This window comes from Acidiphilium sp. 20-67-58 (assembly GCF_002255515.1).
Lineage (GTDB): Bacteria > Pseudomonadota > Alphaproteobacteria > Acetobacterales > Acetobacteraceae > Acidiphilium.
In genome coordinates, this window is sequence record NZ_NCAS01000010.1 from 74,364 (window position 1) to 87,601 (window position 13,238).

Genomic DNA, 13,238 nt, shown 5'->3' on the forward strand with positions numbered 1-13,238 from the left:
ACCGCCTGCGCGCACGGGATCAAGGGGCCCGTGCGCGCAGGCGGGATCGTCCAGCCGATCCCGCATGCGCGCTCAGGGACGCCAGCGCTAACCTGCCCTCAGCGCGGCTTCCATCGCCGCGACCGCGCTCATGTTCACCAGCCCGCGCGCCGTCACGCTCGGGATCGCGATATGCAGCGGCTTCGACAGGCCGAGCAGGAACGGCCCGACCGTCACCGCCTCGCCCGCCGCCTTGAGCAGGTTGAAGCCGATATTCGCCGCGTCGATCGAGGGCATCACCAGCAGGTTGGCCGGGCCGGTCAGCCGGCTGTCGCACACCGAGCGGGTGCGGATCGGCTCGAACAGTGCCGCGTCGGCGTGCATCTCGCCATCGACCTCAAGCTCCGGGTCCTGCGCGTGGATCAGCGCCAGCGCCCGGCGCATCTTCCGCGCCGAAGCCGAGTTCGACGCCCCGAAATTCGAGTGCGACAGCAGCGCCACCTTCGGCGTGATCCCGAAATGCGACACCATCTCCGCCGCCAGATGGGTCATCTCGGCGATGTCCTCCGACGATGGATCCTCGTTCACATGCGTGTCGCAGAAAAACAGGTTGCCGCTCTGCAGGATCAGCGCGGTCATCGCCGATACGCGCTTGATCCCCGGCTTGCGCGGAATGATCGGCATCGCGTAGCGGAACTGGCGCGACCAGTCGCCGAGCCCGCCGCAGATCGCCGCATCCGCTTCGCCGGCGGCGAGCAGCATGCCGGCGGCCACGGTCGGCCGGCGCGAGAGCTGGCGCTGTGCCGCATCCGGCGGCACGCCGCGGCGGTTGACGATATGCTGGTAATTTTCCAGCAGCCGGCGGAACAGCCCCTGCTCGCGCTCGAAATCGATGATGCGGAAATCCTGCTCCGGCTTCATCCGCAGGCCGAGTGCGGCGATCCGCTGCATGATCGCGGCCGTCCGGCCGACCAGCAGCGGCGTGCCCATCCGGTCATCGATCACGCTCTGCGCCGCGCGCAGCGTGCGCTCGTCCTCGCCCTCGCCATAGACGATCCTCACCTTGGCCGAGCGCGCGACCTCGATCACCGGGCGCAGCAGCAGGCCCGAGCGGAACACGAGGCGTTCGAGATCGTGCTGGTAGACGTCGAAATCCGCGATCGGCCGCCGCGCCACCCCCTCATCCATCGCCGCCCGCGCCACGGCCGGGGCGATATGCAGGATCAGCCGCGGGTCGAACGGCTTGGGAATGATGTAGTCCCGCCCGAACACCGGCGCGACGCCGCCATAGGCCGCCGCCACCGTCTCGGACGCCTCGATCCGCGTCAGTTCCGCGATCGCGGTGACGGCGGCGAGCTTCATCCCCTCGGTGATCGCGGTCGCCCCCACATCCAGCGCGCCGCGGAAAATGAAGGGAAAGCACAGCACGTTGTTGACCTGGTTCGGAAAATCCGACCGCCCGGTGCAGACGATCGCATCCGGCCGCCGCTCGGCGACCAGCTCGGGGCGGATTTCCGGCTCCGGATTGGCCAGCGCGAGGATCAGCGGATTGGCGGCGAACTTGTCCAGCCATTCGGGCTTGAGCACGCCGGGCGCGGAGAGGCCGAGGAAGATGTCCGCCCCGTCCAGCACCTCCGGCAGGGTCCGCGCCGCGGTGTCGCGGGCGAAGGGCTCCAGCGTCTCGTTCAGGTTCGGCCGGCCCTTGTAGATCACCCCCTCGATATCGGTCATCACGATATTCTCGGGATTGGCGCCAAGCGCGATCAGGATGCGCACGCAGGAAATCGCCGCCGCCCCCGCGCCGGAGGTGACGATCCTGACATCGTCGATCGTCTTGCCCTGCACGAGCATCGCGTTCTGCACGGCGGCGCCGACGATGATGGCGGTGCCGTGCTGGTCGTCGTGGAACACGGGAATGTTCATCCGCTCGCGCAGCGTCTGCTCGATGCGGAAACATTCCGGCGCCTTGATGTCCTCGAGGTTGATGCCGCCGAAGCTCGGCTCCAGCGCCGCCACCACCTCGATGAACTTGTCCGGGTCCGGCTGGTCGACCTCGATGTCGAACGTGTCGATCCCGGCGAATTTCTTGAACAAGACGGCCTTGCCCTCCATCACCGGCTTGGAGGCGAGGGCGCCGATATTGCCAAGGCCGAGCACCGCCGTGCCGTTGGTGATCACGGCGACGAGATTGCCGCGGATCGTGTAGTCGAACGCGGTGTCCGGATCGTCGCGAATGGCCAGGCACGCCGCCGCGACACCCGGCGAATAGGCCAGCGCCAGGTCGCGCGAGGTCTCCATGCGCTTGGTCGGCGTGATCGCGAGTTTGCCCGGCCGCGGATGGCGGTGGTAATCGAGTGCGGCCTTGCGTAGCGCTTCATCCATATCCGGTCCCTCCCTGGGTCGGACCAGAATGCGCGATCAGGGTCGCCCGGACAACCGGGCATTCACATGGCAGGATAGCGATGACGAGTTTGTCAGATTTGGCGCGTTTCGGGGCCAACCGCTTCGGGGGCCATTACTCCGGTCTCCACGACTCCGGGCTTCAAAGCTCCGGGCCTCTCGGGCCGCTCCGGGCAAATCCCGGAGCGTTGGTGCGGTCGAGAAGACTCGAACTTCCACAGGGTTTCCCCCACAAGCACCTCAAGCTTGCGCGTCTACCATTCCGCCACGACCGCCTCGCAGCGGGAGCGCTATAGCCGATGGCGCGCGCCGTATCAACAACCCAGGACCACATCGAATGGGCAAAAGCGCCCGGCCTGACCGATTATCCCGCCGCACTGGCGGAAATGCAGGCCCGCGCGGCGGCGATCAACGCCGGCGAGGCGGCCGAGCGCGTCTGGCTGGTCGAGCATCCGCCGCTCTACACGGCGGGAACCTCGGCGCGCGAGGCGGATCTGCTGCGCCCCGGCGACGCCGCGGTCTTCCGCACCGGCCGCGGCGGCCAGTGGACCTATCACGGGCCGGGCCAGCGCGTCGCCTATGTCATGCTCGACCTGTCGCGTCCGCATGGCACGGTCCCGCCGCGCGACCTGCGGGGCTATGTGACCGGGCTCGAATCCTGGCTGATCGCGGCCCTGGCCGGATTCGGCGTGCGCGGCGAAACCCGCGCCGACCGGGTCGGCATCTGGGTCGCCGATGCTGCCGGCCGCGAGTTCAAGATCGCGGCGATCGGGGTGCGGGTGTCGCGCTGGGTGAGCTATCACGGCATCGCCCTCAACGTCGCCCCCGATCTCGGCCGCTTCGGCGGCATCGTGCCCTGCGGCATCAGCGCGCACGGCGTCACCTCGCTCGCCGCACTCGGCATCGCCGCCCCGATGGAAGCGGTCGATGCAGCCCTGGCCGATGCCTTCGCCGAGGTCTTCGGCACAACGCCCACACCCGCCTGAAGAAAGCCGCCGCCGTTCAGCCCGCGACCGGCACCGCCGGCGCGCGGCGAAAGGCCGAGGTCAGCCGCCGCGCCATGCCGGTCATCCGCCGTGGCGCGAGCGCCAGCATCACCGCGACGAACATCACCCCCGCCGCCCCGCCGCCGATGACGAGCTGCAACCGCAGCCCCGGCGCTAAGCCGAACGCAAGCGACAGTTCCGCCATCAGCGCCGCGGTGCCGAGCCGGGCGGCGATCAATGCGGCAACCGGTGCGACCATCAGCCGCAGCAGCGGCCAGGCCGGCTTGCCGATCCCGATCGACAGCGCCGGCAGCATCAGCAGCGCCACCAGCAGCCCGCGCGCCGAGAGCGCCCAGCCGAGCGGCACCAGCCCGAACGGCGCCGCGATCCAGGCGGCGAGCACGATCGTGCCGGCATTCATCGCGGCGAAGGCCGAAACCAGCCCCGGCCGGCGCAGCGCCGTCAGCATCGGCTTGACGAAGGCATAGATCGTCGAGGCCGGCACGATCAGGCTGAGTGCCGCGAATACCGGCGCCGCACTGGCCCAGCGCGCGCCGAACATCAGCGCCACCAGCGGCCCCGCCACCGCCCCGCTCACCGCCGCCGCGCCGAGCGAGAGAATGGCCAGACTGTCCATCAGCGCCAGCGCCACCGCGAAGCGCCGCGCGGGCTCCTCGCGCACCGCGACGAAAATCGGCAGGAACACCTTGCTCGCCGGCAGGATCGCGAGTTCCTGCAACACCTCGGCCAGCCGCTGGGCGATCCTGAACTCGCCCACCGCCACCACCGGCACCCGCATGCCCACCAGCACGACATAACCGGTATGGGCGAGGTAATCGACGAAGGCCGCCCCCATCATCGGCAGGTTGAAGCGCAGGGCGGCGGCAAGTGCTGTCCAGCGCGGCGGCGCCGGCGGCCGCCAGCCCGCGGCGATCGACGAGGCGAGCGCGTAGAACGCGATCCCCACCATGCGCTGGACCACCAGCGCCGCGAGCCCGTAGCCGCGAAACACCAGCGCCAGCGCCACCGCCCCGCCCAGAATCGTACTGCCGACCGACATGAGGCTGAGGGCGCGAAACCTGAACGCCTGCGACAGCCGCGCCGCCGGCACGATCAGGAAGGCGCCGAGCAGGATGTTGAGCGAAAGCGCGCGGGTCACCCAGCCGAGGGCTGGCGCGCGGTAATAGGCGGCGATGGGTGCGGCGGCGGCAAACAGCAGGCAGGTGACCAGCGCGGCGAGGAGCAGCTGCGCCCAGAACGCCCCGGCCTCGACCACCCGGTCCCCCGGCGCGGCGACCACCTGCTCGCCCGCCCCGCCGGCGGTGACCATGCGGGCGAGTTCGGAAATCGCCGAGGCGAGGGCAACCGTCCCGACATCCCGCACCGAGACATGCCGCAGCAGGATCACCAGCACGCCGAAGCCGAAACTCCGCTCGCCGAGCACGGTGATCAGGTTCCACGCGGTCCCCCTTGCCGCGCCGCGCTGCAGGCTCACCCTTGCCCCCTCGCCGCCACGCGGAAGCCGGCGCACAGGACCGGGACGCGCAGGACCGGGGCGCACAGGACCGGGGCGCACAGGACCGGGGCGAACAAGACCCGGGTGAACAAGAGCGGGGCGCGATATCCGCAGATCGTCATGGAAGAAGATTACATCCTGAAAAGATTTCTGCCCATCCACCGGGACAACCGGGCGTTACACCCTTTACGAACCCGCCCCGGCTCACTAAGAACACCCTTGCATACGCCGTGACCCCGGCGGAGGGGTGGCCGAGTGGCCGAAGGCGGCGGTTTGCTAAACCGTTAGACGATGTAGAGTCGTCTCGTGGGTTCGAATCCCATCCCCTCCGCCACAGAGTCGTCTCGTGGGTTCGAATCCCATCCCCTCCGCCACCCCTACATCCAGCACTGTCCGGCACCATCCCCTAAAGTCTTTGAAATCAGTGCATTAAACCAGATTTCCGTCCACGCTCATCCACCCCGATTTGCCCGAATCCAGAGTTTCCACGTGGGTGACTTTGTGGGTAAGATTCGGCCATGGCCCGAGTCGTTAACAAGCTGTCGCCGCTCAAGGTCGCGAAGCTGACCACGCCCGGCCTTTATGGCGACGGCAACAATCTCTACCTCCAGATCGCCCTCTCGGGGGCGAAATCCTGGTCGTTCCGGTTCATGATCCGCGGCCGGGCGCGCGAGATGGGGCTCGGCCCCGTCACCCTGATGTCCCTGGCCGAGGCCCGGATGCGCGCCATCGAATGCCGGCGCCTCCTGCTCGACGGGATCGATCCGATCGAGCACCGCCAGACCCAGCGCGAGGCGAGAACTGTTCGCGGCAAGACCTTCGCCACCTGCGCCGAGGCCTATATCGAGGCGCACCAGGCCGGCTGGAGCAACGCCAAGCACGCCGGGCAGTGGCGGGCGACGCTCGCGACCTATGCCTACCCGGTCTTCGCCGAGACGCCGGTGGGCGCGATCGACCTCGATCTCGTGGTCAAGGCGCTCAAGCCGATCTGGACCGACAAGCCGGAGACCGCGAGCCGCCTGCGCGGGCGGATCGAATCAATCCTCGACTACGCCACCACCAAGGGTTGGCGGCAGGGCGACAATCCGGCGCGATGGAAGGGCTTGCTCGAGAACGTCCTGCCGGCCAAGGGGCGGATCGCCCGGGTTGCGCATCACCCGGCGCTGAAATGGCGCGATCTGCCGCCATTCATGGCCGAACTGGCGCAGCAGGAGGGCGTGGCGGCGCGGGCGCTGGCGTTCACGATCCTCACGGCGTCCCGATCGGGCGAAACCATCGGTGCGACCTGGAGCGAGATCGATCTGGCCGCAAAAATCTGGACGATCCCGGAGTGGCGGCTGAAGAAGCGGCAGGGCGATCATCGCGTGCCGCTGACCGATCCGGTGCTGGCGATCCTCGCCGCAATGCGGGCGGCGACCGGAACGCCGGCGCCGGCCGCGTTCGTGTTTCCCGGCGGCAAGAGGGGCACGGGACTGAGCAACATGGCAATGCTGATTCTGCTCCGCCGCATGGGGCGGGAGAACATCACGACCCATGGGTTCCGCTCCACCTTCCGGGATTGGGCGGCCGAGGCGACGGACTATCGGCATGAAGTGGTCGAGGCCGCGCTGTCGCACACGGTGAGCGACAAGGTCGTCGCCGCCTATCGGCGCACCGACTTCTTCGACCGCCGTCGGGATCTCATGACCGACTGGGCGCGCTATGCTCTCGCCTCCCCCGAGTCGGACGGTTCCGCATTATGACCCGCGATGAAGACGAACAGGCACCGAAGCCCCGCAACCGCCGCCCGCGGGCGCCGCGGATCAAGACGCTGCCGGAATCGATGCGCGATCCCCGGCACAATCCGGACGCGGCGCTGGCAGAGATCCGCGCCGTTCTCAAGGCGGGTGGCCGGCCTCTGTCCTTGGACGAGGCCAAGGCTTGGCTCGGCCAGGTCGATCTGCAGCATTTCGAGGCCGAGATCGATCCGCAAACCGGCGAGGCAAGGAGCCCGGAAAAGGCCGAGCGCGACAAGGATGGCCGCCTGCGGTTTCGCAAACCGGGTGAAAAGCATGGCCCAGGCCGGCTCAGGATGCGGTCGGAACAGGCAATCGAGCAGGCCGAGGCGGATTTCGCCCGGGCGGTGAACCAGGTTGAACAGGTGTCATGCCTGCTAGACCACCAATCTGTTGCAAGTCGTCGAGCGGTTGCTGTTCGTTCAAGCGAGGCAGAAGCAACGACTGCGAAAGTATGTGAGCTCTATGATTCGATGACCCTTCCTGCGCTCAGCCGGGCATCTGCCATCGTCAGGTTACTTGCCCGAGAGGGCCGCACAATCTCGGTCCAGCGGGTCCGCCAGATTCTGCGCGCTCACGGTCGGTCTGCCGCTCGCGGCAGCAACCCGTCCTGATCGAAAAGCGAAAGCGACCTGGCCTGCCATAATCCAACAACCCGTGCCCGTCCGGCATCATCCACGCGTGTTCTCAACCGCAAGAGGTGACAAGATGAGCCAAGACGGTGCGCCCAACTTCGTTTCAATACCGAACTGGGTGAGGCGGACGGGGATTTCCCGGAGCAAAACATATGAATTGCTGGCCGCAGGCGAGCTATCGGCGCGCAAGGTCGGCCGGCGCACGCTGATAGACCTGAAAGCTGGCCTTGTGTGGCTGGACAAGCAGCCCGCACCGAAGATTTCGATGCCGTTCGCCAAGCGCCGCCGTACGGAGGTGGTGTGATGAGCTACGCTACCTTCGACGCAGATGTTTCGGCAACTGCCGATCAGGACGCGCTTGGCGGTTCCGTCCATGGTCATCGCGCTCCCAATGACCGGTTGATGCCGCTGCGTGATGTCGCTGACCAGTTGGATGTGTCGCTCTCGACCCTACGGCGGCGCATCGCCGAAGGTGCCCTCCGCGTTCATCGGATCGGCCGAGCGATCCGCGTCTCGCACGCTGATCTCGGTGCCTTCCTGGCCGCCAGCCGGAGCGAAAAACCATGAATGCTGCACAGCTTCAATTTCCTGGCTTCGCGACGACCTCGGGCCACCGTCAGCCGCAAGTTGAAGAGCCTTTGCCCGCTGACGGTTTCCCGACTGCGCGCACCCGCACATGCAAGAAGGCAGGCGCGTGCAGGAGGATGCGCGTGAAGCAAAGAGACCTCTTCAGCGCCGTTCATCCGGAGAAAGTCGACGTGACCTCCGGGATCGACATCCTCGAGCCGGCTCAGCCGCAACGTGCCGAGCGTAACGATAGCGACGTCGCACCTGCTGATCGAGACGGCGCGATCATCGATCCCACGACCACCTCACTCCCTGCCAATGCTCGCACTCGCGTTGCTGGCGACGTCGTCGTTTGCGCGACACCTCCGGCCACATTCGCCGAGGCGCTCGAACTGCTCGCGGCCAGCAACACCCTGCCGGCGGCAAGGCTCAAGGATCTCCGGCGCGACGTGGCATGGGTGGAAGATCACCGCCCCCGCAATCGGGACGGTTCCGCGGCAGCCCCCTTGCCGTGCGATCCCGCCGCACTGCGGCCGATCCTGAAGAGCTTGAAATTTGATCGGAAGAAAACCGGGCCGAAACGCCTCTATAATATCAAAGCCTCGCTCGCCGCGATCCAGCGCAAGACGGGCTGGCTCCCGCCGCGTGAGCCTCGCCGGCCGATCACCACTTCCGCCTGGGCCAGCCTGCTCGGCATGATGGGCGATGACGATCTGAGCCGCCCGACGATGCGGCGCTTCGCGGTGTTCTGTGAAGAACGCAATGTCGCACCCGGGGATGTCTCGCTCGAACACCTCGACGCCTATCACGACGCACTCGCCGCCACGAATGCCAAGGCGCCTGACCAGACAGTGACGACGATCAAATCGCGGTGGAACCGCTTGTGCCGCGAGCAGGAATCTTTCCCCGGCAAGGGACTGCCTGCCCGCCGCAACCCGAACACGATCCGCAATGACGCCAACGGCATCCCGCCGAGCTTCATGGCAGACCTGAATGCCTATATCGCGAAGCTCCGCAATCCGGGACCGTTCGAAAAGGGTTTCAGGGGCCCTGCCGCGAAGAGCACCATGCGAACACGCGGCGATATTCTTGCCCTCGCGCCCCATCGGCTGGTTAAACGCGGCTGGCCCGCGGCTGCACTGACCTCTCTCGCAGCCATCCTCACCCCCACAGCGGTCGAAGCGATCTTGACCGATTATTGGGAGGTGAATTGCGCGGAGAATGGATGGACACTCGGCGCGGAAGCCACGGCACAAGCCCTTGCAGCCGCCGCGCGCCAATGGGGCAAATTGCCGGCCGCCGAACTGGAGCAGGTTCTCGAGATATGCCGCGAGGTGCGGGCGAAGCATCGCGGCTTCACGGCCAAGAAACTCGAACGGCTCGCGCAATTCGACGATCCGAAAATCGAGCGGCGCTTCCTGCAGCTGCCGGAAATACTATGGCGCAAGGCGCTGAAATTCACCGAGGCCGGCAAGATGAAGCGCGGCGCCGATACCGCGAAATACGCCCTCGCGCTGGCGATCCTGTTCGACAAACCCCTGCGCGTCGCCGATCTTGCGATCCTCGATCTCGCCCTCGATTTTGCGCGCAACACCAAGGGCAAGATCACCGGTGTGAAAATCGCCAACGGCCGCGCCTCCAAGCGTGCGCCTATGGTTGAAGGCGCGCTGTCGGCCCAGACGGTGCGCATGCTGGAGACCTACGTCACCAGATTCCGCCCGATCCTGCTGCATGACGAGTCGACCGCGCTCTTCCCGGGGCAGGCAGGCGGCCACCTCGATTCGAGATCGATGGCCACACAGATCCGGGCGCTGATCGGCCGCGAGCTCGGCGTCGACGTCAATTCGCATCTCATGCGCTCCTATGTTGGCACGGTCATTCTCGACGAAGACCCGCGCGCCGTCGCCCTCGCCCAGCGCGTGCTCGGGCACCAGAACGCCGCGACGACGCTGAAATTCTACGCAGCGCAACGCGGCCGCGCCGCAAACCGCGCGTATGCCGAGCTGATTGAGCGCCGGCGCCGGCGGCTGCGGACGAGTCTGGAGGGCTAGGTCCGTGACCGCCATCCCTCCAAACCCCGGCCCCGATGCCGTTCCGGGCAACAAGGAACACCGCCGTAGCCTGCCACTGGCGAACTGGCCGCCCGAAGATCGGGCGCGCTGGCAACGTGTGAAGGAGAAGCACGGCCTGTTCGATCGGCAGGCCATCCTACACAGCCTCGAAACGCCGACAGTCCGCGGGCTCGAACAATCCGTCGGCCGCTTCCTGGCCTATCTGCTCCATGTCCGGGCGCTGATACCGGCAGCATCGATCGGCCCCCTCCTCTCGCCCGAGCTGGTGAACGACTATGCCGACTTCATGCGCGAGCGCCTGCGGGCAGGCTCTGTTCATGAGGAGTTGCGCCGCCTGCGCGCCGGCCTCGGTATTTTGTTCCCCGGCGCAGCGCTCGGCTGGATGAATTCGCTCCCGCTGAAGCCGACCCGCGCCGAAATACTCGCCTCCCGCAAACCGATCGCCCGCCCGGACGCCGCCCGCGTTCTCGCCGCCGCGTACAGCGCCTTCGATGCACTGCCGGTCATTCAACGCGATACCGAAACCTCGCAGGAAGCGCGCAACGCACTGATGGTAGCGTTCTGCGTCCTGTTCGGCCTGCGGCTCAGCGACCTCGCGCGGATCCGGCTTGGCGAACACCTGCGCCAGCATGGATCGCGCTGGCGGCTGATGTTCCCCTCCGGCGTCAAGAACGACGCCCTCCTGCTCTTCGACGTTCCCCCCGAACTCGCGCAGCGGCTCGAAACCTATCTCGGCGCCTGGCGCGTCGCCCTTCTCGGCAACCGCCTCGATCATGGCTTCCTATGGATCGCACGCGGCGGCAAACCACCGCTTGAGAAGACGGTCGCCATGGGTATCGCCAAATTCGGCCGGCTTCATCTGGGCCGTTCCCTGAACAGCCACGTCTTCCGCCATGTCTTCGCGGTGACCACCGTCCTGCGCAATCCGGCCGATGCCGACCTCGCCGCCGCTTCACTCGGCCATACCAGCGAACAGATGGTCCACGGCACATACACACGATCCGACGATCAGGAGATCTCCCGCCTCTGGCTGCGCAAGCTGACCCGCAAGCGCAGGGGGCGCTGATCATGCCTAAGCAACGGAACGTCCCCACCCACGCCCAGAATTGTAATGACAAAAGCGTTACAGCATCCTAGATGGTTCATGATGGCACCCCTCAAGCAAGCCTCTGCGCCACCCTCCCGACGCGACACGCTCAACCTGCGGATCAGGAGCGACGACCGCGGGCTGATCGACCGCGCCGCTGCCCTGACCGGCAAGACCCAGACTGACTTCGTGATCGACGTCGCCCGCCGCGCCGCCGAAGACGCCCTGCTCGACCGCACGCTGTTTCTCGCAACGCCAGATGCGTTCGACGCCTTCCGCGCGCGGCTCGACGAACCGCCGCGGCCGAATGCCCGCCTCCAGCGCGCCCTGAAGACAACCCAGCCCTGGGAATGACGTGCGCCTCACCCCGCCCGAACCGCTCGACGAGCATCACGACATCAGCGGCCTCAACTGCGGCGTCGCCTCACTGGATGACTGGCTGAGGCGCCGCGCCCGCGCCAAACAGGCCAGCGGCGCGACCCGCACCTTTGTCGTGACCGAAAGCGGCCGCGTTGTCGCCTATTGCGTAGCGCCATCCAGCCCAGCAATATCGTGTCTTGACGATTTCAGTCTCGGCAATCATGTCTCCGTTCGTCTTCGCAAATGAACTGAGTCGCTACCCGCTGAAATCGCTCAACCATCTTTTGCAATCAGGCGATTATGAAGCAGAGTAAGATGCGAATTTGGATCGACACTGAGGATTTCTTCCAATATGCGGGCCATGGTAGCCGCCCAAGTGGCATACAGCGCCTGGCCTTCGAGTTGCAGCGCGCCTTGGTTGCTCTGGCGCCACATGATGTGCGCTTCCTTCGTCATAACACGGCTGGAACTGGGTTCGTCCAGGTCGAGTTTGTGGAAATCGAAGACCTGTTTAAAATCCTTTCCAAGCCAGATGATCTCGTCCTCCCGCCGCCACAGCAAAAGATATGCAATGTGGGGCGCACCCGGCTCTTGATTCGTAAACTAGTCAACACCCTGCCCACTGCCGCTGCGGCAGCGCTGCGCCGCTGCAACTCCCGCCGACAGGCAGCTCTAGTTGAAGCTGTGGCTGCGATACGAGAGCTTGCGGTAGCACTGCGCGCGATTGCATCTTGGATTAAACAAGACAGAAAAATCCGGCACGGACCGCCAAGCGCTAAACTACAGTACAATTTTGAGATCCAAGCGGCAGAAGGCGATTGGCTGCTCTGCCTCGGCTCACCTTGGGGAATAAAAAATTATGCAAATCTGGTACAGACTACTTGCACAAAATATAATTTGTTTTTTGCATTATTATTATATGACATCATACCATTGCGTCGACCTGAATGGTGCGATGTAAACCTTACTAAAGCATTTCGTTCCTGGTTTCACGGCGTAGCACCGCTCGTGGACCGTATAATTACTATCTCCCATACAACTGCCAGAGATGTCGAAACTTATGCCGCACAAACCAGTATGGCAATAAAGGGCATTCCCGTGCCGATTCCGATTGGCACGGGCTTTGGCCAACCTCTTGCTCCTTCGCGCACAAAGCGCCTGCCGCCAGCAGGGAGTTTCGTGTTGTTCGTATCAACCATCGAGGCGCGGAAGAATCACATTCTGGCCTTTCGCATTTGGCGGGAACTGCTATCCATCCTGCCGCGTGAGCAGTTGCCTACCTTAGTCTTCGCCGGTCGGGTAGGCTGGCTGGTGGCGGACTTTATGCAGCAGCTGGAAAATGCTGACTGGCTGGATGGCAAAGTCCTGTTGATCGAATCACCAAGTGACGGCGAACTGGCCGCACTCTACGAGAGTTGCCAGTTCACTCTTTTTCCATCTTTTTACGAGGGGTGGGGTTTACCGGTAACGGAGAGCCTCGCTTATGGCGTCCCTTGCTTGGCGTCAAACTCAACTTCTTTGCCTGAAGCAGGGGGGGCGCTAGCCCGATATTTTGACCCGGATGACCTGCAAGATGCGCTGCGCACGGTGCAGGAGGTGTTAGAAAATCCGACCGAACTGGCTACATGGCGGACTGAGATCCGTGAGCACTTCCGCCCTGTCAGCTGGCGCGAGAGCGCCGCTGCCACGTTGCGCTTGTTGGGTCATTCATAGTGCTGTTAATTATACCATGTCTCGCTGATCGCGACCCATGGTGTCGAGTTGACGTGCACCCCTGAATTGGCGCCATTTTTGGGTAGAGTCCGTTTCTCGAGGAGACGGACGAATGAAGCGGAGCAGGTTTTCGGACGAGCAGATTATC

The 13,238-nt window shown here is 65.3% G+C and carries 12 protein-coding genes and 2 tRNA genes; 11 read left to right on the forward strand and 3 right to left on the reverse strand.

What is annotated here, in order from left to right:
* Positions 1-87: 87 nt before the first annotated feature.
* Both B7Z76_RS05510 and B7Z76_RS05515 read right to left on the reverse strand, forming a co-directional pair.
* Positions 88-2,361, reverse strand: coding sequence for an NADP-dependent malic enzyme (locus B7Z76_RS05510; protein WP_174504152.1), 2,274 nt, complete (start codon positions 2,359-2,361; stop codon positions 88-90).
* A 207-nt stretch (positions 2,362-2,568) separates the two neighbouring features.
* Positions 2,569-2,654: transfer RNA gene (locus B7Z76_RS05515), tRNA-Leu, on the reverse strand.
* A 24-nt stretch (positions 2,655-2,678) separates the two neighbouring features.
* Here B7Z76_RS05515 and lipB point away from each other — a divergent pair.
* Positions 2,679-3,365 (forward strand): lipoyl(octanoyl) transferase LipB, encoded by a 687-nt coding sequence (gene lipB / locus B7Z76_RS05520; protein ID WP_174504151.1) that lies wholly within the window; start codon positions 2,679-2,681, stop codon positions 3,363-3,365.
* A 16-nt stretch (positions 3,366-3,381) separates the two neighbouring features.
* On the opposite strand, the gene B7Z76_RS05525 is transcribed toward lipB, so the two are convergent.
* Positions 3,382-4,860: an oligosaccharide flippase family protein gene (locus B7Z76_RS05525; protein ID WP_174504150.1), complete on the reverse strand. Its 1,479-nt coding sequence runs from the start codon at positions 4,858-4,860 to the stop codon at positions 3,382-3,384.
* A 262-nt stretch (positions 4,861-5,122) separates the two neighbouring features.
* Here B7Z76_RS05525 and B7Z76_RS05530 point away from each other — a divergent pair.
* The 10 genes from B7Z76_RS05530 (at position 5,123) to B7Z76_RS05575 (ending at position 13,090) form a co-directional block, all read left to right on the forward strand.
* A tRNA-Ser gene (locus B7Z76_RS05530) sits at positions 5,123-5,215 on the forward strand.
* 184 nt (positions 5,216-5,399) lie between these two features.
* Positions 5,400-6,623, forward strand: a complete 1,224-nt coding sequence (locus tag B7Z76_RS05535) for a phage integrase central domain-containing protein (protein ID WP_291342651.1) — start codon at positions 5,400-5,402, stop codon at positions 6,621-6,623.
* On the forward strand, positions 6,620-7,270 hold the full coding sequence (locus tag B7Z76_RS05540) for a hypothetical protein (protein ID WP_291342652.1): 651 nt from the start codon (positions 6,620-6,622) through the stop codon (positions 7,268-7,270). The genes B7Z76_RS05535 and B7Z76_RS05540 overlap by 4 nt, the downstream gene beginning before the upstream one ends.
* 94 nt (positions 7,271-7,364) lie before the next feature.
* Positions 7,365-7,595, forward strand: coding sequence for a hypothetical protein (locus B7Z76_RS05545; protein ID WP_291342654.1), 231 nt, complete (start codon positions 7,365-7,367; stop codon positions 7,593-7,595).
* A complete protein-coding gene (locus B7Z76_RS05550; RefSeq protein WP_291342656.1) occupies positions 7,595-7,858 on the forward strand; it encodes a helix-turn-helix domain-containing protein in 264 nt (87 codons plus the stop codon). The genes B7Z76_RS05545 and B7Z76_RS05550 overlap by 1 nt, the downstream gene beginning before the upstream one ends.
* Positions 7,855-9,909: a tyrosine-type recombinase/integrase gene (locus B7Z76_RS05555; protein ID WP_291342658.1), complete on the forward strand. Its 2,055-nt coding sequence runs from the start codon at positions 7,855-7,857 to the stop codon at positions 9,907-9,909. The genes B7Z76_RS05550 and B7Z76_RS05555 overlap by 4 nt, the downstream gene beginning before the upstream one ends.
* 4 nt (positions 9,910-9,913) lie before the next feature.
* Complete coding sequence (locus tag B7Z76_RS05560) at positions 9,914-10,996, forward strand: tyrosine-type recombinase/integrase (protein ID WP_291342660.1); 1,083 nt, start codon at positions 9,914-9,916, stop codon at positions 10,994-10,996.
* Between the two features lie 78 nt (positions 10,997-11,074).
* Entirely contained in the window at positions 11,075-11,371 is a 297-nt protein-coding gene (locus B7Z76_RS05565) for a DUF1778 domain-containing protein (protein WP_291342662.1), read from the forward strand.
* 1 nt (position 11,372) lies between these two features.
* Entirely contained in the window at positions 11,373-11,624 is a 252-nt protein-coding gene (locus B7Z76_RS05570; protein ID WP_291342663.1) for a hypothetical protein, read from the forward strand.
* Positions 11,625-11,677: 53 nt separating this feature from the next.
* Positions 11,678-13,090, forward strand: a complete 1,413-nt coding sequence (locus tag B7Z76_RS05575) for a glycosyltransferase family 1 protein (RefSeq protein ID WP_291342665.1) — start codon at positions 11,678-11,680, stop codon at positions 13,088-13,090.
* The last annotated feature ends 148 nt before the right edge of the window (positions 13,091-13,238 follow it).

What these genes read in the sequence shown, in the direction of transcription:
- B7Z76_RS05510 (WP_174504152.1), bottom strand. Translation starts at nt 2,361, where the DNA reads ATGGATGAAGCGCTACGCAAGGCCGCACTCGATTACCACCGCCATCCG.
- lipB (WP_174504151.1), top strand. Translation starts at nt 2,679, where the DNA reads ATGGCGCGCGCCGTATCAACAACCCAGGACCACATCGAATGGGCAAAA.
- B7Z76_RS05535 (WP_291342651.1), top strand. Translation starts at nt 5,400, where the DNA reads ATGGCCCGAGTCGTTAACAAGCTGTCGCCGCTCAAGGTCGCGAAGCTG.
- B7Z76_RS05540 (WP_291342652.1), top strand. Translation starts at nt 6,620, where the DNA reads ATGACCCGCGATGAAGACGAACAGGCACCGAAGCCCCGCAACCGCCGC.
- B7Z76_RS05545 (WP_291342654.1), top strand. Translation starts at nt 7,365, where the DNA reads ATGAGCCAAGACGGTGCGCCCAACTTCGTTTCAATACCGAACTGGGTG.
- B7Z76_RS05550 (WP_291342656.1), top strand. Translation starts at nt 7,595, where the DNA reads ATGAGCTACGCTACCTTCGACGCAGATGTTTCGGCAACTGCCGATCAG.
- B7Z76_RS05555 (WP_291342658.1), top strand. Translation starts at nt 7,855, where the DNA reads ATGAATGCTGCACAGCTTCAATTTCCTGGCTTCGCGACGACCTCGGGC.
- B7Z76_RS05565 (WP_291342662.1), top strand. Translation starts at nt 11,075, where the DNA reads ATGATGGCACCCCTCAAGCAAGCCTCTGCGCCACCCTCCCGACGCGAC.
- B7Z76_RS05575 (WP_291342665.1), top strand. Translation starts at nt 11,678, where the DNA reads ATGAAGCAGAGTAAGATGCGAATTTGGATCGACACTGAGGATTTCTTC.